This window comes from Actinoplanes sp. NBC_00393, from assembly GCF_036053395.1.
Lineage (GTDB): Bacteria > Actinomycetota > Actinomycetes > Mycobacteriales > Micromonosporaceae > Actinoplanes.
Genome location: NZ_CP107942.1, coordinates 1,941,286 through 1,959,709, shown reverse-complemented (window position 1 = coordinate 1,959,709; position 18,424 = coordinate 1,941,286). Strand labels below are relative to the sequence as shown.

At 71.0% G+C, this 18,424-nt stretch carries 21 protein-coding genes; 8 read left to right on the top strand and 13 right to left on the bottom strand.

Going from position 1 to position 18,424, the window contains the following annotated elements; all coding sequences use genetic code 11:
• Positions 1 to 177 precede the first annotated feature (177 nt).
• Complete coding sequence (locus OHA21_RS08945) at positions 178 to 861, top strand: hypothetical protein (protein ID WP_328472094.1); 684 nt, start codon at positions 178 to 180, stop codon at positions 859 to 861.
• Here the strand turns inward: OHA21_RS08945 and OHA21_RS08940 are convergent.
• The 7 genes from OHA21_RS08940 to OHA21_RS08910 all read right to left on the bottom strand — a co-directional run bounded on the left by OHA21_RS08940 (position 855) and on the right by OHA21_RS08910 (position 7,902).
• Positions 855 to 1,499: a hypothetical protein gene (locus OHA21_RS08940; RefSeq protein WP_328472092.1), complete on the bottom strand. Its 645-nt coding sequence runs from the start codon at positions 1,497 to 1,499 to the stop codon at positions 855 to 857. The two genes, OHA21_RS08945 and OHA21_RS08940, sit on opposite strands and share 7 nt — an antisense overlap.
• Before the next feature lie 3 nt (positions 1,500 to 1,502).
• Positions 1,503 to 1,955 (bottom strand): nitroreductase family deazaflavin-dependent oxidoreductase, encoded by a 453-nt coding sequence (locus OHA21_RS08935; RefSeq protein WP_328472090.1) that lies wholly within the window; start codon positions 1,953 to 1,955, stop codon positions 1,503 to 1,505.
• 27 nt (positions 1,956 to 1,982) lie between these two features.
• A complete protein-coding gene (locus tag OHA21_RS08930; protein ID WP_328472088.1) occupies positions 1,983 to 2,249 on the bottom strand; it encodes a hypothetical protein in 267 nt (88 codons plus the stop codon).
• Positions 2,250 to 2,378: 129 nt separating this feature from the next.
• On the bottom strand, positions 2,379 to 2,924 hold the full coding sequence (locus OHA21_RS08925; protein ID WP_328472086.1) for a GtrA family protein: 546 nt from the start codon (positions 2,922 to 2,924) through the stop codon (positions 2,379 to 2,381).
• Between the two features lie 95 nt (positions 2,925 to 3,019).
• Positions 3,020 to 3,514, bottom strand: coding sequence for a DinB family protein (locus OHA21_RS08920; protein ID WP_328472084.1), 495 nt, complete (start codon positions 3,512 to 3,514; stop codon positions 3,020 to 3,022).
• 25 nt (positions 3,515 to 3,539) lie between these two features.
• Positions 3,540 to 4,940, bottom strand: a complete 1,401-nt coding sequence (locus tag OHA21_RS08915) for a hypothetical protein (RefSeq protein ID WP_328472082.1) — start codon at positions 4,938 to 4,940, stop codon at positions 3,540 to 3,542.
• 46 nt (positions 4,941 to 4,986) lie between these two features.
• Entirely contained in the window at positions 4,987 to 7,902 is a 2,916-nt protein-coding gene (locus OHA21_RS08910) for a helix-turn-helix transcriptional regulator (RefSeq protein WP_328472080.1), read from the bottom strand.
• A 65-nt stretch (positions 7,903 to 7,967) separates the two neighbouring features.
• Here OHA21_RS08910 and OHA21_RS08905 point away from each other — a divergent pair, with 65 nt between their 5' ends.
• A complete protein-coding gene (locus tag OHA21_RS08905; protein WP_328472078.1) occupies positions 7,968 to 9,566 on the top strand; it encodes an FAD-dependent oxidoreductase in 1,599 nt (532 codons plus the stop codon).
• A gap of 381 nt (positions 9,567 to 9,947) precedes the next feature.
• On the opposite strand, the gene OHA21_RS08900 is transcribed toward OHA21_RS08905, so the two are convergent.
• Positions 9,948 to 10,700 carry a TetR/AcrR family transcriptional regulator gene (locus OHA21_RS08900; protein ID WP_328472076.1) on the bottom strand — a complete coding sequence of 251 codons (753 nt, stop codon included), beginning with the start codon at positions 10,698 to 10,700 and terminating at the stop codon, positions 9,948 to 9,950.
• A 20-nt stretch (positions 10,701 to 10,720) separates the two neighbouring features.
• Between OHA21_RS08900 and OHA21_RS08895 the strand changes: the two genes are divergently transcribed.
• From OHA21_RS08895 to OHA21_RS08885, 3 genes are all read left to right on the top strand, one after another.
• Complete coding sequence (locus OHA21_RS08895) at positions 10,721 to 11,446, top strand: MBL fold metallo-hydrolase (RefSeq protein WP_328472074.1); 726 nt, start codon at positions 10,721 to 10,723, stop codon at positions 11,444 to 11,446.
• An 89-nt stretch (positions 11,447 to 11,535) separates the two neighbouring features.
• The gene (locus tag OHA21_RS08890) at positions 11,536 to 12,240 is read left to right on the top strand and encodes an AzlC family ABC transporter permease (protein ID WP_328472072.1); all 705 of its coding nucleotides are present in this window, start codon (positions 11,536 to 11,538) and stop codon (positions 12,238 to 12,240) included.
• Between the two features lie 43 nt (positions 12,241 to 12,283).
• Positions 12,284 to 12,592, top strand: coding sequence for an AzlD domain-containing protein (locus OHA21_RS08885; protein ID WP_328472070.1), 309 nt, complete (start codon positions 12,284 to 12,286; stop codon positions 12,590 to 12,592).
• Here the strand turns inward: OHA21_RS08885 and OHA21_RS08880 are convergent.
• Entirely contained in the window at positions 12,582 to 12,953 is a 372-nt protein-coding gene (locus OHA21_RS08880) for a hypothetical protein (RefSeq protein WP_442875080.1), read from the bottom strand. The two genes, OHA21_RS08885 and OHA21_RS08880, sit on opposite strands and share 11 nt — an antisense overlap.
• Positions 12,954 to 13,133: 180 nt before the next feature.
• Between OHA21_RS08880 and OHA21_RS08875 the strand changes: the two genes are divergently transcribed.
• Positions 13,134 to 14,072, top strand: a complete 939-nt coding sequence (locus OHA21_RS08875) for an oxidoreductase (RefSeq protein WP_328472068.1) — start codon at positions 13,134 to 13,136, stop codon at positions 14,070 to 14,072.
• Positions 14,073 to 14,210: 138 nt separating this feature from the next.
• Here OHA21_RS08875 and OHA21_RS08870 read toward each other — a convergent pair whose 3' ends face one another.
• The 3 genes from OHA21_RS08870 to OHA21_RS08860 all read right to left on the bottom strand — a co-directional run bounded on the left by OHA21_RS08870 (position 14,211) and on the right by OHA21_RS08860 (position 16,336).
• Complete coding sequence (locus tag OHA21_RS08870; RefSeq protein ID WP_328472066.1) at positions 14,211 to 15,110, bottom strand: hypothetical protein; 900 nt, start codon at positions 15,108 to 15,110, stop codon at positions 14,211 to 14,213.
• Positions 15,111 to 15,239: 129 nt separating this feature from the next.
• Positions 15,240 to 15,431, bottom strand: coding sequence for a DUF397 domain-containing protein (locus OHA21_RS08865; protein WP_328478345.1), 192 nt, complete (start codon positions 15,429 to 15,431; stop codon positions 15,240 to 15,242).
• An 11-nt stretch (positions 15,432 to 15,442) separates the two neighbouring features.
• Entirely contained in the window at positions 15,443 to 16,336 is an 894-nt protein-coding gene (locus tag OHA21_RS08860) for a helix-turn-helix domain-containing protein (protein ID WP_328472064.1), read from the bottom strand.
• A gap of 217 nt (positions 16,337 to 16,553) precedes the next feature.
• Between OHA21_RS08860 and OHA21_RS08855 the strand changes: the two genes are divergently transcribed.
• A complete protein-coding gene (locus tag OHA21_RS08855) occupies positions 16,554 to 16,898 on the top strand; it encodes a hypothetical protein (RefSeq protein ID WP_328472062.1) in 345 nt (114 codons plus the stop codon).
• 52 nt (positions 16,899 to 16,950) lie between these two features.
• Complete coding sequence (locus OHA21_RS08850) at positions 16,951 to 17,406, top strand: hypothetical protein (RefSeq protein ID WP_328472060.1); 456 nt, start codon at positions 16,951 to 16,953, stop codon at positions 17,404 to 17,406.
• Here the strand turns inward: OHA21_RS08850 and OHA21_RS08845 are convergent, their stop codons facing one another.
• The gene (locus OHA21_RS08845) at positions 17,407 to 18,405 is read right to left on the bottom strand and encodes a DUF2867 domain-containing protein (protein WP_328472058.1); all 999 of its coding nucleotides are present in this window, start codon (positions 18,403 to 18,405) and stop codon (positions 17,407 to 17,409) included. It lies immediately after the preceding gene.
• Between the last annotated feature and the right edge of the window lie 19 nt (positions 18,406 to 18,424).

Below are 18,424 nucleotides of genomic sequence, written 5' to 3'. Positions count from 1 at the left end.
TTGAAGTACCCGCCCGACGGTAGTGGGCCGCCGACGGCGGGCGGATCATCTCCCGGGATGACCCTGCCGTCCTCCCCCGGGAGGACGGGACGTCCCCCTGGCCCGCCCCACGATCGCAGCATGATCGGACTTGCACGACGATCCGCCGGACCGGGGTGGATCAATAGTTTTCTCGGCATGACGAACACCAGCCAGAACCTTCGCCGCCTCGCCGGCGCCGCCCTCATCTCGACGCCGCTGCTGCTGCTCGGCGCGATGCTCACCTCGCCGCCGCAGGACGGCGACTCGGACGCCGCCTACCTGGCCTCCCTCGCGAAGGACGAGAGCCTGTCGATACTCTCGGCGAACTTCTTCCACTACTACTGGGTGGCGATCGCCATCGCCGTCCCCGCCGTGCTCACCCTGCTGCGCGGCGACCGGGGCCGGACGCTGACCACGGTCGGTGTCGCCGCCACCGCGTTCGGCGCGATCCAGATGTCCGGCATGCTGTTCTCCGACTGGGTGTTCGCGGCCATGCCGAACATCGCCGGCCTGGACCAGTCGGTCGCGGTCTTCGAGCAGATCAACGGGGACCCGTCGCTGAACATCTGGCTGCGGACCGGCACGATCCTGGGTCTGCTGATGCCGGCGGTCCTGATGGCCGGCCTGGCCCGCAACGGCGTGATCGGCTGGTGGGCCACCCCGGTGGCGCTGCTCCCGATGATCGCCGGCCCGATGGTGGGTGCCATGGTCGCCCCGGCCGCGGGCAGCATCGTGGGCGCGCTGTGCTGCGCCCCGCTCGCCCTGATCGGCGTCCGGCTGCTGCGCCGCACCGCGCCGCAGGTGACCGCCGCCGAGGAGTCCCTGGCCTTGTCTCACTGACTCCAGCGGTCGCTCGGCACCCCCGCGTAGACCTCCGCCAGCCCGGCGGGGGTCTGCGCGCGTACCCACAACCAGGCCCAGTCGTCACCGTGGGTGCGCAGGAGCGCGCCGGGCCGCGAGTACCAGCGGACCGGCGATTCCTCCACGTCGATCCACATCGGCAGATCCGGCAGCGGCACCCGATCGAACCGGGCCATCACCGCGGGCACCTCCTCCGGCGACAGCTCGCAGGCGTTGCACAATTCGTCGTCACCCTGCTCGATCGCCGCGGTGAGCGCGAGATCCACGCAGGCCAGCGAAAGCCGGTCGAGGTACGGCTGCCAACCCGACCCGGTGTCGATGACCACCGACGGATCCGGCTCGTCCAGCGCGGTTACCGGGATGCCCCAGCCGGTGTCGGCGATCAGCGGATCCGTCCAGTGGAAGACGAACGCGCCGTCCTTGACCTCGGTGCCGCGAGGATCGAGAAGACCACAGCATGCGTACGCCTCACGCAGCGCAACCGGCGACGAGAGATCCGCCGCGACCGGCTCGGCGGGCAACTCCCACGCGACGCTGAACAGCCGCAGGAACTCCCACACCCCGGACCGGTCGCCCAGACGTGACCGCAGCTCCCCCGCCGTGTCGAACCCGGTCATGCGCTACCGCTCCTCGAAGATCACCACCGCTGTCGGGGTAGAGCGTAGGACCGCGTACGCATCCAGATCTTCGTCGACCTCGCGCCAGCGTTGCCAGAGCTGGTCGTGCTCGGCGCCCGCGGCCGCGCGGGCGTGCACCGGCCGCGTGCCGTCGCGGAGTTCGATCTGCGCGGCCGGGTCGGCCAGCAGGTTGAGCCACCAGGCCGGCTCGCCGTCGCTCCAGCCGTTCATGGCGAGCGTCGTGAGGTTCGGCCCGTCCTCCAGGTAAGCGAGGATCACGCTGCGCGGTTGGCCGCTGCGGCGTCCCCGGGTGGTGAGGCGCATCAGGCCGTACCGGCCGTGGCGCGGGCGGCGCAGGGCGAGCCGGCCGCCGGAGATGCGATGCAGGCCGCGGTGCACCGACCAGGCGAGCCGGACGATCCAGCGCGGCGGAACGGAGACTCGTTTCCCGGACACAGGGTCAGTGTGCGCCCGGGCCGCAATTCAGCCGACCAGCGCCCAAGCGGATGGGCGAGGGCGGCCATCGTACAGATGCTCGATCACGCCGCGCGCCCAGCGCATCCGCGGGACGGCCAGCTCGGGATGGTCGCCGTACTCGGTGGCGACGTCCGCGGCGCACCCGCGCACACCGCCGCGCATGCGGACGGCATGCCGGATGGCGGCCTCCACGACCTCGCGTGCGGGGCTGCTGCCGGTCGCCAGCGGGCTGGTGAACAGGGCTTCCGCGCGGGCGTCGGTAAGAACGGTCATCACGATCTCCTCGATGGATGTGTTCGGTAGGGGTTCGGCTGCCGACCCTTTACGGATGGCCGCCGACACCTTCGAATACCTCGCCACACCAACGAAGGTTCAACCGGTCAGGAAGACCGGATGATCGGGTCAGAGCACCTCGTCCACACCGTCACGGGCCGGCTCGTGCTGCACCACGGCGCTGCGCGGGCCGCGGCCGGTGCGCCGGGTCTGCCGGGGTGGCCGCGCCTCGGCCTGCGGGAAGACGAACCGCTTGAAGGCCCACAGCCGGAAGCACATCGCGAGCAGCGTGCCGAGGATGATGCCGCTGACGAAGTCGGCGATCTCCTGCACCGGCCGGGTGACCTCGGGGACCTGCAGGTGCAGCATGTACCGCGAGATCGCGAGGGGGACCGAGTTGAGGACGATGCCGACCGCGCTCACCGAGAAGAACAGGGCGGCCTCGTGGTGCCGCTCCCGGCCGCCCCGGGTCCGGAAGGACCACTCGCGGTTCAGCACATATGACAGGACGGTGCTGACCAGGGTGGCCACGGCCAGGGCAGTGACCGGCTTCTCGTGCAGCACGGTCAGCTTCAGCGCGTAGTTGATCACGGTGGTGGTGAGGAAGCAGATCCCGCCGACCACGAGGAATTTGACCGCTTCGTGATGTTTACGCACCAGGCGGGAAAGCCACATTGCGGCAACCCTAGTGCACGGCCGATCACGCTGCCGCCCCGCAACCTCTGCTCCGCCGGCGATTCAGCCAGTCGCAACCCAACCGTGACCGGGCGTCAGCGACCGGTGACGCCGTCGATCATTTCGCGCAGGATGTCGGCGTGCCCGGCGTGCCGTACGGTCTCGCTGGTCATGTGAGCCAGCACCCAGCGCAACGTACGCGGTGAGCCGTCGATCTGCTCGGCGGTCGGCGCCTCGGGCCCCGCCGCCGCGGACAGGATCGCGTCACTGTCCACGATCGCCGCCCGGTAGTCGGCGATGACCTCAAACGACGATCGGCCGGGCCGGACCACCATGGCGAAGTCGAGTTCGGGGTCCGCCGGGTCGCCGGCGAAGGTGTGGCCGAACCAGTACCGCTCGCCGTCGGCGAGGTGCTGCACCAGGCCCAGCAGCGTGGTGTCGGAGGCGACCAGACGGCGGCTGAGCTGCTCGTCACTGAGCCCGTCGACCTTCTTGAGCACGCAGGAGCGGGCGAAGGACAGGAAGGCGAGGGCGGTGTCGAGTTCGCCGCCGTCGTTACGCGGCACCGGCTCACGCTGCGATTCGATCATCCGACGACCCTACTGGCGCGGTCCCTCACCAGGGCACCGACCCGACCCGAAGGTGGGCGAAGCCGTCCAGGTCGGTCGGGCTGTACCAGGAGAACAGCAACCGGTCGTCGGTGCTGAGCTCGGCGTGACCGTGCAGCGCGTAGCACCCGTAGCCGACCGGCGAGCACGGGTCCGGCACCCGGCCGGCCACCGTCGGCGTCCACGGTCCGGCCGGCGACGACGCCTCCAGGACCTGGAACCCGCCGACGCCGAAGCCGGTCAGCACGACCATGGCGAAGCGGTGCGAACCGGTCGCGGTGTAGTCGGCGACCTGCACCGATCCGGCGAACGGCACCGCAGCGACCGAGACCGCCTCGGCCGGGTTCGGGGTCCACTGGCCGTTCCACCAGCGGTAGTTCGCAGCGTCGGCCCAGGAGGCGGGGTCCGCGCCGACCCGTGCCATCAGGATGTCGCCGGTTTCGACGTCGTTGGCGTACAGATAAAGGTGTCCGTCGCCGCCGAAGACCGGCGAGCCGAGCTGCTGCGCGGCCGGCAGGCCCGCCTCCAACGGCACCGCCGCGAACGGCGTGGCGCTGGAGAGGAACTGGTTGGCCACCGGGTCGTAGACGGCCAGGACGAGCCGCTGCAGGGGCATCCGGGTCTGCGAAATCACGCACGTCTCGGCGTACACGATCAGCAGTTGATCTTTGCCGGGAAGGCGCGCGAGACCCAACGGCCAGGAGGCCGCATAGCGGTCGAAACCGTCGCAGGTCTGCTGCGCGTCAGCGCGCAGGCCCTGCGGCGCCGGCAGGAAGGGCGCCGGGCCGGTCTGCCCGGATGGGTGCGCGGCCGGTGGCGTCGGCACCTCGCGCAGGCCGGTCGGCACCGAACCGCGAGCGTACGCTCCACCCGCCGCCGTCGTCCCAGCCAGGAAAACCGGCCCGTTGCGCTGCGACGTGTCCCCGAACAACCACAGGCTCTCGGTCGCCGACCAGGCGGCGCTGAGCCCGCCGTCCCGCGAGATCGGGCGCGTCGCAGTGTCCGCCTCGGACAGCGGCCGCCCGAGATCCGTCGTCGCCACCGTGCCCGGACCGGCCGTCCGGTAGTTGCGGGTCGCGCTGAGATCGCCCGGATCGGGAATCACCCCCGGCAGACTCGGCGCACCGGAGACCCCGGCACAGAAGTCCGCGCTGCAGAACCGTGTGCGATAGACGGTGTCCGGCGCGAGCCCGCTGATCGTCTCGGAGATCTCGCCGCCGGCCGAACGACGGTCCGGTGTGATGGCGATCCGCGTCGTGCCGTCCGCCCAATACTCGAACCAGTAGGTGCACGGGCTCGCGCAGGACGCCTGCAGGACGAGCAGGGCGCCGGTGAGCGGCACCGGCGTGGGCATGCATCCGGCGAGGACGAGAAGGACGGCGCTGAGCATCGCACCGGCCACCCTCATCGGTCCATCCTGCCAGGTCCTCGGTGGAACGTTCGCATCAGTGAAGTCACCGGTCGGACTGTGCCACCAGCTTGATCAGGTCGGCCCGGGACGAGACGTCCAGCTTGGTGAACACCTTGCGCAGGTGGTAGTCGACGGTACGCGGGCTCAGGAACAACTGGGCGGCGACCTCGCGGTTGGTGGCGCCCTCGCCGACGATCCGGGCGATCAGCACCTCCTGCGGGGTGAGCTGGTGCATCGTGCCGGGTTCGCGTTTGCGGGCGGTCTCGCCGGTGGCGCGCAGCTCGGCGTGGGCCAGGTCGGCCCAGGTCGGCAGGCCGAGCCGGTCGAAGGTCTCGTGGGCGGCGCGCAGGTGCACCCGGGCCTCGGCACGCTTGCGGCGGCGGCGCAGGATTCCGCCGTACAGCAGCTCGGTGCGGGCCGTGTCGAACGGCCGGCCGCCGTGCCGGTGCCGGCGCAGCGCCTCGTCGAAGTGGTCGTCCTCGCCGGTCAACAGGCCGTGACAGCGTGCGGTCAGGGCCCGGCCCCAAGCCGAGCCGGTCGCTTCGGCCCAGGTTTCCAGGCGCGCGAGAGCACTCTGCGCCAGGGTCGGCCGATCGGTACGCACCGCGGCCTCGACCAGATCGGCAGCCGAGAACGCCCGCACCACGGGGTGCGACTCGCCGGGGCCGGCAATGGCGAGGGCCTCGAGACGGTCGGCGGCGTTCTCCGGACGGCCCGCGCCCAGATCCAGCAGGGCCAGTGCCCAGGACGCGATGCCGGCAGCCGGGCCGATCCGGTGCTCGAGGGCGTGGGAATGTGCTGCGGACGCGTACTCCCGGCACTGCTCCTCATCACCCTGCACCGCGGCCGTCCAGGCCAGCACGCTGCGCAGATGGGCGGCCGGGTTGTCCTGCCCGGTCTCCACCGCGATCCGCAGGCCCTCGGCGCCGTGCGCGGTGGCCGCGCTGTACCGGCCGGTCCACGCCTCCAGCGAGGAGAGCGGCGCGAGCAGCGGCGGCAGCATCGCGGCCGCGCCCGCCGCCCGCGCCCGGGCCACCGCCGTCGTGAACAGTCCGATCGCGACGGCGTCGTCGCCCAGGAACAGGGCCCCGGCAGCGGTCAGCATCAGCGCGCGGGGATCGGAGGTGTGCCCGGCGCGGCCGGCGGCGTCGCGCAGGTGCACGACCGCGGCTGCCGTATCGCCGCTGAGCAGGTTGTCGAAGCCGAGCACGAGCTCCGCGCTCAGCGGGACAGCCTCGTCCGGGACCGGCAGCGCGGCCAGCCGCCGCGCCACCTCGTGCAGGCCCGGCACGTCGCCGGCCAGCCAGGCGGCCTGCCCGGCCTCGGTGAGCATCCGGGCAGCCCGCACCGGGTCCAGCAGGGCGACCGGTTCGGCCGCCGAGAGCAGGATCGCGTACGCCGTGGTCAGCTCGCCACAGGTGCCCTCGATGGTTCCGCGCAGATGCTCGACCTGGGCGCGGGCCGGCGCGACGGTGACCAGCGGGCCGGCCCGGTCCAGCAGCGCGCTCGCCCGGCCCGGCAAACCCGCCTGCCAGGCGGCCTCGGCGGCGTCCGCGAGCCGCTCCCCGCGCAGCCCGGTGGACGTGGTGAGTGTGGCCGCCCGCTCGTAGGCGGTGGCGGCTGCGGCGTGACCCCCGCGCTGCCTGGCCCGTTCGGCGGATTGTTGCAGCTCAGCGGCGACCTGCTCGTCCGGGCCGAGCGCTGCGGCGGCGAGATGCCAGACCCGGCGGTCGGCGTCGTCCGGGGAGTCGAGGGCGGCCGCGAGCGCGTGCCGGGCGTCGCGGCGCTGCCAGAACGTGGCGCCGCGGTAGACGGCGGTGCGGACCAGCGGATGACAGAAGGTGATCGTCCGGCCGTCGACCCGGATCAGACCGGCCTTCTCCGCGTCGTCGATTGCCCCAGTCGGCACCCCCAGAGCTTCGGCGGCCTGCAGGATCACGCCGAGTTCGCCGCTGTCCTCGGCCGCGGCGAGCAGCAGCAACGTCTGGGTGGGCTGGTCCTGGCGGCGTACCCGGTCCAGGAAGACCTGCTCGACCTCGGCGCTGACCGGCAGCCGGTCGGGCAGCGGCTCACGGCCGGTGAGCTGGTCGGTGGAGAGGGAGGCGGGCAGTTCGAGTAGGCCGAGCGGGTTGCCGGCGGTGCTGGTGACCAGGCTGTCGCGTACCGGGATGGGCAGGTCCGCGCCGACCCGCTCGGCGAGCAGCGCGCCAGCCGCCACCGGGTCGAGGCCGGTCAGCGGCAGTTCCGGCAGTCCCGGGGCGTCGAACCGGGCGCCGGCATCGAACCTTTCCCGGGCGGCGAACAGCAGCACCACACCCTCCGCGTCCAGCCGGCGGGCGGCGAAGGTCAGCGCGCCCGCCGACGCGCCGTCCAGCCAGTGCGCGTCGTCGATCAGGCACAGCAGCGGGCGGTCCTCGGCGGCTTCGGCGAGCACGCTGAGCACGCCCAGGGAGATCAGGAACCGGTCCTCGCCGCCGGCCGGGCCGATCCCGAACGCGCCGCGCAGCGCCGCCGCCGGCCGGGCCGGAATCGCGTCGATCAGGTCGGCGACCGGGCGCAGCAGCTGGTGCACCGCGGCGAACGGGAACTCCGACTCCGACTCGATGCCGGTGCCGCGCAAGATCCGCATGCCGGTGGCGTGCTCCGCCGCATACGCCAGCAGCGCCGACTTGCCGATGCCGGCCTCACCCCTGATCACCAGGACGCCGCTGCGCCGCTCGCCGGCCGCAATGTCCTGGCGGTCCGGCGCGTCGCTGCGCCGGTTGCCGGCCGCAGCGTCCTGGCGGTCCGGCGCGTCGCTGCGCCGGTTGCCGGCCGCAGCGTCCTGGCGGTCCGGCGCGTCGCTGCGCCGCTCGCCGGCCGCAGCGTCCTGGCGGTCCGGCGCGTCGCTGCGCCGGTTGCCGGCCGCGGCCAGCAGATCGTCGATGAGCGCGCACTCCCGCTGCCTGCCGTGCAGCATGGGCCGATCGTAACCGGTGAATACGCTGATTCGAGCGCCTGCCGTGTTCGCGCAGGCTGCAGGGCATGAATACCGCAGATGTCATCGTGGTGGGCGCCGGACCGACCGGGCTCGCCCTCGCCTGTGAACTGGCGCTCGCCGGGGTCCGCTGCCGGCTCCTGGAACGGCGCGCCGAAGAACCCAACATCACGCGGGCGTTCGCTGTGCACGCCCGCACCCTGGAACTGCTCGATGCCCGCGGGCTCGCCGACGAGGTGCTGCTCCACGGCGTACGCGTGCCCAGCGTCGCTCCCGTCCCCGGCGCCTCCCTGAACCTGGACATCCTGGACACCCGCTACCCGATGATCTTCATCGCCCCGCAGAGCGGCACCGAGAAGGTCCTGCAGGCCCGCGCCGAACGCCTGGGCGTGGAGATCGTCCGGGACGCCGCGGTGACCGGCCTGCGCCAGGACGACGAAGGCGTCACCCTGCAGGTCGGCGACCGGGTGGAACGCGCCCGCTACGTGGTCGGCTGCGACGGCGCACACAGCACGATCCGCGGCCTGCTCGGCGTCGAGTTCATCGGCAAGCAGTACGAGACCCACATCCTGCTCGCCGACTCCCGCCTCGCCGAACCGCCGCCGGAGGCGATGTTCGCCCGCACCAACACCGACGGCGCGGTGATCGCCGTCCCGTTCGGCGACGGCTGGTTCCGGGTGATCGCCTGGGACCGCAAACGCGACCGCGCACCCCTGTCCGAACCGGTCACCGGCGACGAGATGCGCGACGCCTTCCGCCGCATCGCCGGCAGCGACCTGGGCATGGGCGAACCCCGCTGGAGCACCCGCTTCCTCAGCGAACGCCGCCAGGCCGCCCGCTACCGCGTCGGCCGGGTCTTCCTGGCCGGCGACGCCGCACACGTCCACTCGCCGCTGGGCGGCCAGGGCATGAACACCGGCATCCAGGACGCGATGAACCTCGGCTGGAAACTGGCCGCCGCCGTCCACGGCACCGCCGCGCCCGGCCTCCTCGACACCTACCAGGGCGAACGCCACCCGGTCGGCGAGCAGGTCCTCAAGCTCACCGACACCTTCAACCGCCTGGTGCTGGGCCAGTCGAAGTGGCGCAACGCCCTGCAGGCCTTCGCGATCCGGACGATCCTGCGCTTCCGCCGCAGCCGCCTGGTCATGGCCGAACGCATGAGCGGCATCGGCATCAAGTACCCGGCCACTCATCCCAGCGCCTCCGGCGCAAGCGCCGAAGCCTCCGGTGCGGGTGCCGAAGCCTCCGGCGCGAGTGCCAGGGCCTCCGGCGCGAGTGCCAGGGCCTCCGGCGCGAGTGCCAGCGCGTCCGGTGCGAGTGCCAGCGCGTCCGGTGCGGGTGCCAGCGCGGCCCGGCCCCACGCCTTGGCCGGCCACCGCATGCCCGACGTTGACTGCGGCGGTACCCGCCTCTACGAACACCTCCGCGACGGCCGCTTCACCCTGGTGACCCGCACGCCGCTGGCCCTCGGCCACCCGTCAGTCCACAACCTGCACTGTCCCACCCTCCCCGGCGCGGCCATGATCCTGATCCGCCCGGACACCTACATCGCCTGGGCCAGCGACACCATGCTGACCGCGGCGCAGACCTCAGCCGCCATCGCCGAATGGCACCGCGAGCCTGCCACCCAGCCCAACCCATAACCCGACCCCGGCTGCACCTACCGCTCACCCCCTTCCGGTACGGGCAAACGCCGTCCCACCCGCATGTTTCCCGTCCCCGAACTACCGCGCGATCACCTGCCCGAGCCAGACCCCACCGCGACCGCCGGGCTCAGGCAGGGGTCGAGCGCCAACCCACGCCCGCGCCGTCAATCACCCCGCACTGCCCACCACGGCCGCACCCGCCCACCACGCCCGCAACCGGCCCACTACGCCCGCGCGGCCTACCACGGCCGGCGCGGGCACGGCCGCACCGAAGGATCAGCGCAACCAGCGGGTCCGTACCAAGATCGGTGTTCCCGGCTCTTCGGTTAGCAGGTCTCGGCGGCCGGCCAGCGGTCACCGAAGGTGATGCGAAGGCGTTCAGCGTGAGTCCAGAGCATCGGTGAGACGGGATATGCCGAACTCGAAGGCATCGCCCACATCGCCGCCCAGTTGGAAGGCGCCGGCAAGCTCCATGGTGATGAAGCCGTAGGCCCAGGCGGTGAACGTGCGTGCGGCCTGGAGGGCGTGCTGCTCCCCCGCAAGGGTCGCGGTCACCCGGAGCACCGGCGCGACCGCCTTGGCCAGCTCGCCGACAGCCGGGCTGGCCTCGTCCGTCTTGGGCGCGAAGATCAGCTGGCTGGCCACCGGGCGAGCATGAGCGAAGTCCCGAAACGCCCGCGCCAGTTCGACGAGTTCACTGCGAGGATCAGACCCAGAGCTCTCCGGGCCGGACCCGGAGCCCCGCGTTCTCGAACCGGAGCCGTGCACATCGCCGCCCAGACGGTCGTGTCCCGGCGCTGCCGAGGAGCCGACCTCCTCAAGGCGCTCGCCGAGATCACGAACCGTGGCCTCGACGACCAGGCGGACAAGCTCGTCCCGATTGCGCACCCGCTTGTAGAGAGACGGCGCGCGAACGCCGACCCGCTCGGCCACCGCCTGCATGGTCAGGCCGGACACGCCGGCCGACTCCAGAATGTCGCGCCCCGCTTGAACGATCGCGTCGAGCGAGGTCCGATCAGGCGTCGGCATAACAGTCCTCCCTGGCACCGCACAGATATCGACGGCTGCAAACGGCAGAGTGTCGGACGACACCACCGCCAGCAGCCCATGGCTATTGACCATAGCCATCATAGCTACGTAGCATAGCCATCATGGAACTGGGTCCGCACCTGCACCGCATCGGAAACGACATCGTTGCCGCCTACCTCGTCGACACCCCGGAGGGTGTGACCGTCATCGACGCCGGGCTCGCCGGCCAGTGGCACGACCTCACAGCCGAGCTTGCCGGCATGGGCCGCTCGGTCGCCGACATCCGCGGCGTGGTCCTCACCCACGGCGACACCGATCATCTCGGTTTCGCCGAACGGCTGCGCCGCGATCACGGCGTGCCGGTGTATGTCCACGAAGCGGACGCCGCCCGGGCGCGCGGCGAGGTCAAGACCAAGCCCTCCTGGGGACCGGTCAAGCTGGGCGCGATGGCGAGCTTCCTCTGGTACGCCATGCGGAAGGGCGGTCTGCGCACCACCTATCTCTCCGAAGTGATCAGCGTGAAGGACGGCGACGTGCTCGACCTGCCGGGCGCGCCGCAGGTGATCGGCCTGCCGGGACACTCGCCGGGCAGCATCGCGATCCACGTGCCGATCGCGGACGCGATCTTCGTGGGCGACGGGCTCACCACCCGCCACGTGCTGACCGGGCAGCGCGGCCCGCAGCCGGCGCCGTTCACCGACGACCCGGCGGAGGCCTTGGCATCGCTGAGCCGCCTCGAGCACCTGGAGGCGAAGTGGCTGCTGCCCGGCCATGGCACACCCTGGTCGGGAGGCGTCGCAGAAGCGGTGCGTGCCATCCGGGCCGTCGCCGGAGAACAGCGTCGTTGAACAGCGTCATGCCGCAGAAACTACCGGTGGGGTCCGACAAAAACGCCGGGCTGAGCATCGGCCCGGAGCCACCCGGGTACTCGCCGTAGGTGCACGACAAGAAACAGAGCTTTCTCGGCGGCATGCGCGTCGGTGCCGGACTCGCCGCAGCGGGGTTCGTCCTGGCCATCACCTTCGGCGCCACAGCGCGGGAGCAGGGCTGGAGCGCTGTCGCCGCGATCGTGGCGTCCATTCTGATCTTCTCGGGTTCGGCCCAGTTCGCGTTGCTGACCGCGCTGGCCGGCAGCAGTGGGCTGGTTCCAGCGTTCGCGGCAGCCATGCTGATCAACGCGCGGTTCCTGCCGATGGGGCTGGCCGTCGGGCCGAGCCTGTCCGGTGGGCGCTTCCGCCGGGCACTGCAGGGCCAGGCCGTGGTGGACGGATCGTGGGTGGCCGCGCACCTGGGCGGCGGGCGCTTCGACCGGTGGAAGATGTTCGGCGCGACGATCGTGCAGTGGCCGGCGTGGGTGGCCGGCACGGTCGTCGGAGTGGTAGCGGCGCCGTCGATGGACCTCGTCAAGGCCCTCGGGCTCGACGTCGTCTTCCCCGCCTTCTTCCTGGCCCTACTGCTGGACGAGCTGCGATCCGCGCGGTCCGCCCTGATCGCCGCGCTGCTCGGCGGGGCGGTGGCCGCCGCTCTGCTGTGGTGGGTTCCGGCCGGGGTGGCACTGGTCGGCGCCACCATCGGCGCTCTCGTCGGGCTGCGCAGCCGGGTGCCGTCAGCCGCGGACGAACCTGAGGAGGCCCGGGCATGACCAAGCGTAGAGGCCGGAAACATACGCCGGAGGTGGCCCGGTCATGACTCTGTGGATCGCCATCCTCGCCGTAGCGGCCGGCAGTTTCCTGGTCAAGGCCACCGGTCCCGCTCTGCTCGGCGACCGCGAGCTGCCACGATGGAGCGTCGGCGTCATCGCCCTGCTCGCCCCGGCGCTGCTCGCCGGCCTTGTGGTGGTCGAGGTGCTCGGCCGCCGCTGGGCAGAGGTGGACTGGACAGTTCCGGCCGCGCTGGCAGCCGTCGTCGGGGCACGTCTGCTGCGGGTTCCGCTGCTGCTCGCCGTACTCATCGGGGTTTTGACCGCTGCTGCCCTGCGTGCCCTCACGGGCTGAGCCGGCGCCCCTGGCGGCTGTCGTAGAGCAGGGCGAGGCCGGTGGCGAGCGCGCCGGCGCCTTCCCACAGTGCCACGCCGAGGAAGCGGGCGGGGGCCACGTCCAGCACGATCAGGCTGCTGAAGACAACCAGCGTGAGCAGCCGGAACGCCACGGTGAAACGGAAGAACGGCCGCCATTCGGTGGCCGCCGCAACCAGGTAGTAGACGCCCATGTTCAGCGAGGCCATCGACGATGCCGCCATGAACACCCGCGTGTAGTCGCCGTCCGCCCGCGCCCCGGATTCGAGGATCTCGAAGCCGAGACTGCTCAGCACGACCTCCGGCCAGATCAGACCGACGGCGCCCAGCAGCGCAGCCATCGCTCCGAAGATCGCAATCGTCCAGCCGGCAGCGGACCGCGGTCGCACGCTAACCCCCCAATTCCAGATCAAACCAGGCACGGTACGAGCGAAGCCCGCCCCTCCAAGATCCGGATCAATGTAGGCCATCGTCGATCGACGGGCCAACACCTCCGCGCTTTCGGCGTAACGTCGGCCCTCATGGAGTCGCCCACCGCTCGATGGACTTCTGCCGCGGTGCCGGACCAGCACGGACGCGTCGCGGTGATCACCGGCGCCAACACCGGCCTCGGTTTCGCGACGGCCGAAGTGCTCGCCGCCCGCGGCGCCACGGTCGTGCTGGCCTGCCGCGATCCGGGCCGGGCCGCCGACGCTGTCGCCGCGATCACCGCGGCCACACCCGGCGCGGACGTGACCTGCGTCGAATGCGACCTGGGCTCGCTGGACGCGATCCGCCGGGCGGCCGCGGAGGTGCGGGACCGCCATCCACGCCTGGACCTGCTGATCAACAATGCCGGCGTCATGTCACCGGAGCGCCGCCTTACGGCCGACGGCTTCGAGGCACACCTCGGCATCAACTATCTCGGGCATTTCGCGCTGACCGGCCTGCTGCTGGACCGGCTGCTCGCCACACCGGGCTCGCGGGTGGTGACGGTGTCCAGCGTTTCGCATCGTCAGGGCGTCATCCACTTCGACGATCTGCAGCTTGAACGCCGCTACCGGTGGCGGACCGCCTATGCGCAGTCCAAGCTCGCGAACCTGCTGTTCGCCTACGAACTGCAGCGACGGCTGGCCGGGGCGCCGACCATCTCGGTGGCCGCCCATCCCGGGAACGCGCAGACCGAACTCAATCGCCGCTTCCCCGGCCAGCAGAACCTCCTCGGCCACCGGCGACTGCGATGGCTGATCTCGCGGCTGGTGCAGAGCGCCGAACAGGGCGCCCTGACCACGCTGCGAGCGGCCGCCGATCCGCAGGCGCGCGGCGGCGAGTTCTACGGGCCGTCCGGCTGGTGGCAATTCACCGGCAGCCCAGTGACGGTGTCGTCCAGCGCCCGCTCGCATGATCCTGACGTGCAGCAGCGGTTGTGGCGGGAATCGGAGCGGCTCACCGGAATCACCATCTCCGCGCCAGGCCGATAGCCAGTGTCTTGCCGAGGTCGGTGCCAGACTGACAGCCAGTGTCTGACCGAGGTCGGCGCCAGACTGACGGCCAGTGCCGGGCCGAGGTCGGCGCGGCTGACAGCCAGTGTCGGGCCGAGGTCGGCGCCGGGCTGACGGTCAGCGCCTGGTGCGGGCTCGCCGCGGCAGGCGAACCCCGTCGAAGGTCCGGAGCGCTGCCTGGCCGCGCGTGCGCCGCTTCAGTACCGCGGCCCTCGTGCGGGCGGCTCGGGTCGCGCCGATCTGGAGATCCAGGGTCGGCCTGCTCTCCCCCTCGGCAGGCTCGCCGGCAGCATCCTGCTCGGGTGCGGCCCGAACGGCGACGCGATCGGATTCCGTCTCGAACTCGTCGAACTCGGGTTCGTTCTCGAGGCCGTCGATCTCGCGATCGCCCGGTCCGGACTCGCCCGGCACGGATTCGTTCAGCTCGGGCTCGCCCGGCTGCGGGTTGGTCGGCTCGAGGTCGCCCGGCCCGGATTCGGCCGTGTCAACCGGCTCCGTTTCGGTGCGGCCGAAACCGAGCCGCACGGCCAGCCCGGCGGTGCGCTCCGGGTAGCGCAGTGCGGCCGCGACCGCCAGGTTCGCGGCGGCGAACGGCAACGCCAGCAACAGCAGCGTGGTGTTCGCCGTCGCGGTGACGGCCACGACAGGAGATGCCACCGCGGTGCCCAGGGCGGCGGCGATACCGGTCCGGCGGGCGTCGAAACGTCCGTGGCCGGCGAGACCGAAGACCGCGGCGGTGCACGCCGCGCCGAGCAGGGCGGCCACGAACCAACCGGTGAACAGCGGCCAGAGGCGCTGCCAGCCACCGTCCTCGTCACCGAAGAAGAAAGCCAGAAACGGAACGCCGACGACGGCAACCACAAGGAGGGCGACAGCGTCGACGGTGAGCACCATCGCCGCCGGAGTGCCGACGTCGACCCGGCGAACGGTGCTGAACTGCCCTGCCTCGATGTCGGCCATCGTGATACGCCCCCCTTGCGATCTTGACGCAGCACGGTAACGCATCGACCCGAGCACTGTCTCCCCTGCGGGGACGCACCTTTCCCCGGCGGCCCGGACATTTTGGCCCGATGGCACCTGGGAAAGCGTCGCCAAAACAGTCCGAGCGCATCCGTGCCCTCGGACTGTTTCGTCGACGCTGCTGAGCTAGATGTCGAATTTCCCTGCTTTGATGTCGTCGAGGAAGGCGGACCAGACGCCCGGCGAGAACGTGAGAGTCCCGCCGTCCCGGTCCTTCGTGTCGCGCACAGCAACGATGTGCGGCAGATTGTCCGCGACCTCGACGCAATTGCCTTCCGCACCGGAACGCCGGCTCTTGTGCCAGGTGGCTCCGGACAGGTCAACCTCTGTCATCGGTTCATCTCCTCTTGCTGTCTCATGATTCGCGTGATCATTTCGTCCGAGTCGTCCTCGGTGAGCGCCCGGCTCGTGAGGGCCGACCATGCCTGCTCGTAGACGTCGAGTTCCTTCGGCCGGTCCAGATAGAGACTCCCGGTGAGGCTTTCCGAGTAGACCGTGGGAGGTTCTCCGCCGGTTCCGTCGGCGGATGACGGAAAATCTAGGATGGTGAACGCGCCGGACACGGACGCGCGGTGCGGCCCACCGGAAAGGGGGAGCACCCGAACGGATACGTTTGGTAGCTCGTTCGCTTTCACCAGATGCCAGAGCTGTTGTTGCAGGGCGCCCGGCGTTTCCGGCCGGGACAGCAGAACGGCCTGGGAGACGATGGCGTCGAATCGGGGCGCCGGCGGGAAGTGCCGGGACAGCAGCCCCTGCCGCTGGAGCCGGATTTCGATTCTCTGCTGCACTTCGTCGTCGGTCAGGTGCGGCCGGTCGGCGGCAATCACGCTCGCCATGTAGGCGTGGGATTGCAACAGCCCTGGCACGAGGTTGGGCTCATAGGTACGAATGTGGACGGCTGCCGATTCCAGTCCGAGGTACAGGTCGAACCATTCGGGGACGGCGTCGCCGTGCGCGGCCCACCACCCCTTCTCCTTGGTCTGCCGGGCCAGACTGACCAGCACCTCGGTCAGATCCGGCGGTGTGTCGTAGAGCCGGCACAGCTCCCGGACGTCGGTGCCGCGGACCGGGACCGCGCCCTTCTCGATCCGCCAAAGTTTTTGTGTCGAGCACTCCAAGTGAGCGCTTGCTGAGCGTACGGTGACTTTGGCGCGTTCTCGCTGCTGTCGGAGGTACCGGCCGAGCTGCCGTCTCGGCACGGTACTTCCAGGGTCGACGTCCATCGGCGTCCCTCATCCGGTTCACATACGGCACGTTCCCCCTGTGGTGGAAGGCTCGTTCCTCCCTCATGGAATGGTCTCCAAGAATCATGGCCGTCTCCAGGCTCCGGCATGGATTTCACCCGATGGAATGTTGCGGCCGGCCGGGTCGGTCAACAGCCTTGAAGTCTCAGTACCGGAAGCTTCAAGAGCCTTCGGCGGCGGAACGGAGGGAACCCCGATGAGTCACGAATACGATCCTGCGGTGATGGTTCACTCCGCCGATTGCGACGACGCGCCGGTCTCGACGCTGGTGTATCCGGCGAGAGCCGTGGCGGACGCATACCCCACCGGGCGCCCGCACCGCTGTTTCCACCGGCGCACCGACCGGGCCGTGATCGAGCACATCGAGTACGAGATGCATTCGTACGTTCCGTCCACGATTCGCCCGGAAGATGCGACTCGCCCGCTGTGCCGGGTGTGCCGAGGCACCCATGGCCCGGATCTGCCATACGATCTTTCCCGTGCTCAGGACAGTGCCGTCATGCGCCCTGGTGACCTTGCTGCTCGGTGGCTGCACCGCTGAGTCCCAGCCCACGCCGCAACCGTCGCCCAGCCCGGCATGCACGGCTGGCACCGTGCAATTCGGCGAGACGACCAAGGACTACCTCCTTACCGGTGTCTCCGCGGTCACCGAGATCACGGCGGCCGAGGGCGGACCACTCGAATCACCCCAGGAACTGCGCTCGTACGAAATCGAGGTCGTCGCCCAGGGTCCGGTGCCCAGCGAGTACGTCTACGACAAGCTCTCCCAGCACCTCGGCACCGAATGGCAGCTGCCCGAATACGGCAGGGTCTACCACCTGTCGGCCGAGGACAAGACGACCGTCGACGGACCCGGCCGGTTCATCACGTTCGACGCGCTGGAGACCATCGCCGTGCCGTTCACCTACGACTGCGGCGGTGCCACCACGGCCGGGACGGTCAAGTCATGGCGTGTCCCGACCGGTGGCGTCATCGAGTGCGGGGTGCCCCGGTCGCCGGACGACGCGATGTACGAGGTCCTCGAAGAGGTAGCCCGCATGCGCTGCTGATCAGCCATGAGCAACGGCCACCTCGGGGCGAGCGCCGGGCCCGGGTGGGGCGACGGCGACGCGGGCCGCACGCCGCAGCATGGCCTTGACCACGGGTGGGTGAAAGAGACGCACGACAGCGAGGTAGGCGCGACCGGCCCGCGAGCGGACCGTGGCGTGCGTCGACAGGGTGACGGTCGTGCCGTCCTCATCCGGCTCGACCAGGACATCGGCCCGGAAGTCCAGGTGTGCGGCATCGACGCCGAGCAGGACCTCACGGTCGGTGCGGGCGACGGTGTCGAAGGCTGAGCTGTCGCCGCGCTCGATGCCCAGTGGGGTGACGAGGGCGTTGCGCAGGCGCAGCAGGGCGGCAACCACGGGCGGTGGGTTGCGGAAGATGCCGTCGGCCCAGGCCTGCGGGTCGGCGCTGACGCCCGGTGGGACCCGCACGGAGAAGGCGTCAGCGAGATCCGGCCGGGGCAGCGCGGCATGCAGCAGCGCGGCCTGCTCGGGGACGGGAACCGCGCGCAACCGGACGCTCTCGACGGCCACGGCGAGGCGAGCACGCAACGGATAGCGCACCGGGCGTGACACCGTGCCGGTGACGACCCGCTCGGCATTGTCGAGCAGATGCTCCAGGACGGTGTCGTGACACGAACGGATCAAAGCCGGCCACAGCAGGCGCATGGCGCCGACCGGAGTCGCGACCAACCGGTGCCGCAAGAGGCAGGACTCCGGGCCGCGCTCCAGCAACTCGAAGGTGTGGGTGCCGCGCAGGCCGATCTTCGGATCGAAGGTGAACTCGACGCGGCGCCCCGGCTCGTAGGCGGTCACCCGATAGCGCACCGGGCCGTGCCCGCCGACGGCGCCGGCGCCGAGTGGCCGGTCGAACCGCATGGGCACCCAGGTGGGCGACGGCCAGAGTGGGTCGCCGTCGGAGCCGAGCCGGTCGATCAGCCGGCCGACGGCCGGCGCCGGAGCGCTCAGGACCCGCTCGTGGACATTCTCGATGACTGCCATGGCTCCTCCACTGGGGGGC

What these genes read in the sequence shown, in the direction of transcription:
- OHA21_RS08945 (WP_328472094.1), top strand. Translation starts at nt 178, where the DNA reads ATGACGAACACCAGCCAGAACCTTCGCCGCCTCGCCGGCGCCGCCCTC.
- OHA21_RS08940 (WP_328472092.1), bottom strand. Translation starts at nt 1,499, where the DNA reads ATGACCGGGTTCGACACGGCGGGGGAGCTGCGGTCACGTCTGGGCGAC.
- OHA21_RS08930 (WP_328472088.1), bottom strand. Translation starts at nt 2,249, where the DNA reads ATGACCGTTCTTACCGACGCCCGCGCGGAAGCCCTGTTCACCAGCCCG.
- OHA21_RS08925 (WP_328472086.1), bottom strand. Translation starts at nt 2,924, where the DNA reads ATGTGGCTTTCCCGCCTGGTGCGTAAACATCACGAAGCGGTCAAATTC.
- OHA21_RS08920 (WP_328472084.1), bottom strand. Translation starts at nt 3,514, where the DNA reads ATGATCGAATCGCAGCGTGAGCCGGTGCCGCGTAACGACGGCGGCGAA.
- OHA21_RS08915 (WP_328472082.1), bottom strand. Translation starts at nt 4,940, where the DNA reads ATGAGGGTGGCCGGTGCGATGCTCAGCGCCGTCCTTCTCGTCCTCGCC.
- OHA21_RS08910 (WP_328472080.1), bottom strand. Translation starts at nt 7,902, where the DNA reads ATGCTGCACGGCAGGCAGCGGGAGTGCGCGCTCATCGACGATCTGCTG.
- OHA21_RS08905 (WP_328472078.1), top strand. Translation starts at nt 7,968, where the DNA reads ATGAATACCGCAGATGTCATCGTGGTGGGCGCCGGACCGACCGGGCTC.
- OHA21_RS08900 (WP_328472076.1), bottom strand. Translation starts at nt 10,700, where the DNA reads ATGATGGCTATGGTCAATAGCCATGGGCTGCTGGCGGTGGTGTCGTCC.
- OHA21_RS08895 (WP_328472074.1), top strand. Translation starts at nt 10,721, where the DNA reads ATGGAACTGGGTCCGCACCTGCACCGCATCGGAAACGACATCGTTGCC.
- OHA21_RS08885 (WP_328472070.1), top strand. Translation starts at nt 12,284, where the DNA reads ATGACTCTGTGGATCGCCATCCTCGCCGTAGCGGCCGGCAGTTTCCTG.
- OHA21_RS08880 (WP_442875080.1), bottom strand. Translation starts at nt 12,953, where the DNA reads ATGGCTGCGCTGCTGGGCGCCGTCGGTCTGATCTGGCCGGAGGTCGTG.
- OHA21_RS08875 (WP_328472068.1), top strand. Translation starts at nt 13,134, where the DNA reads ATGGAGTCGCCCACCGCTCGATGGACTTCTGCCGCGGTGCCGGACCAG.
- OHA21_RS08860 (WP_328472064.1), bottom strand. Translation starts at nt 16,336, where the DNA reads ATGGACGTCGACCCTGGAAGTACCGTGCCGAGACGGCAGCTCGGCCGG.
- OHA21_RS08855 (WP_328472062.1), top strand. Translation starts at nt 16,554, where the DNA reads ATGAGTCACGAATACGATCCTGCGGTGATGGTTCACTCCGCCGATTGC.
- OHA21_RS08845 (WP_328472058.1), bottom strand. Translation starts at nt 18,405, where the DNA reads ATGGCAGTCATCGAGAATGTCCACGAGCGGGTCCTGAGCGCTCCGGCG.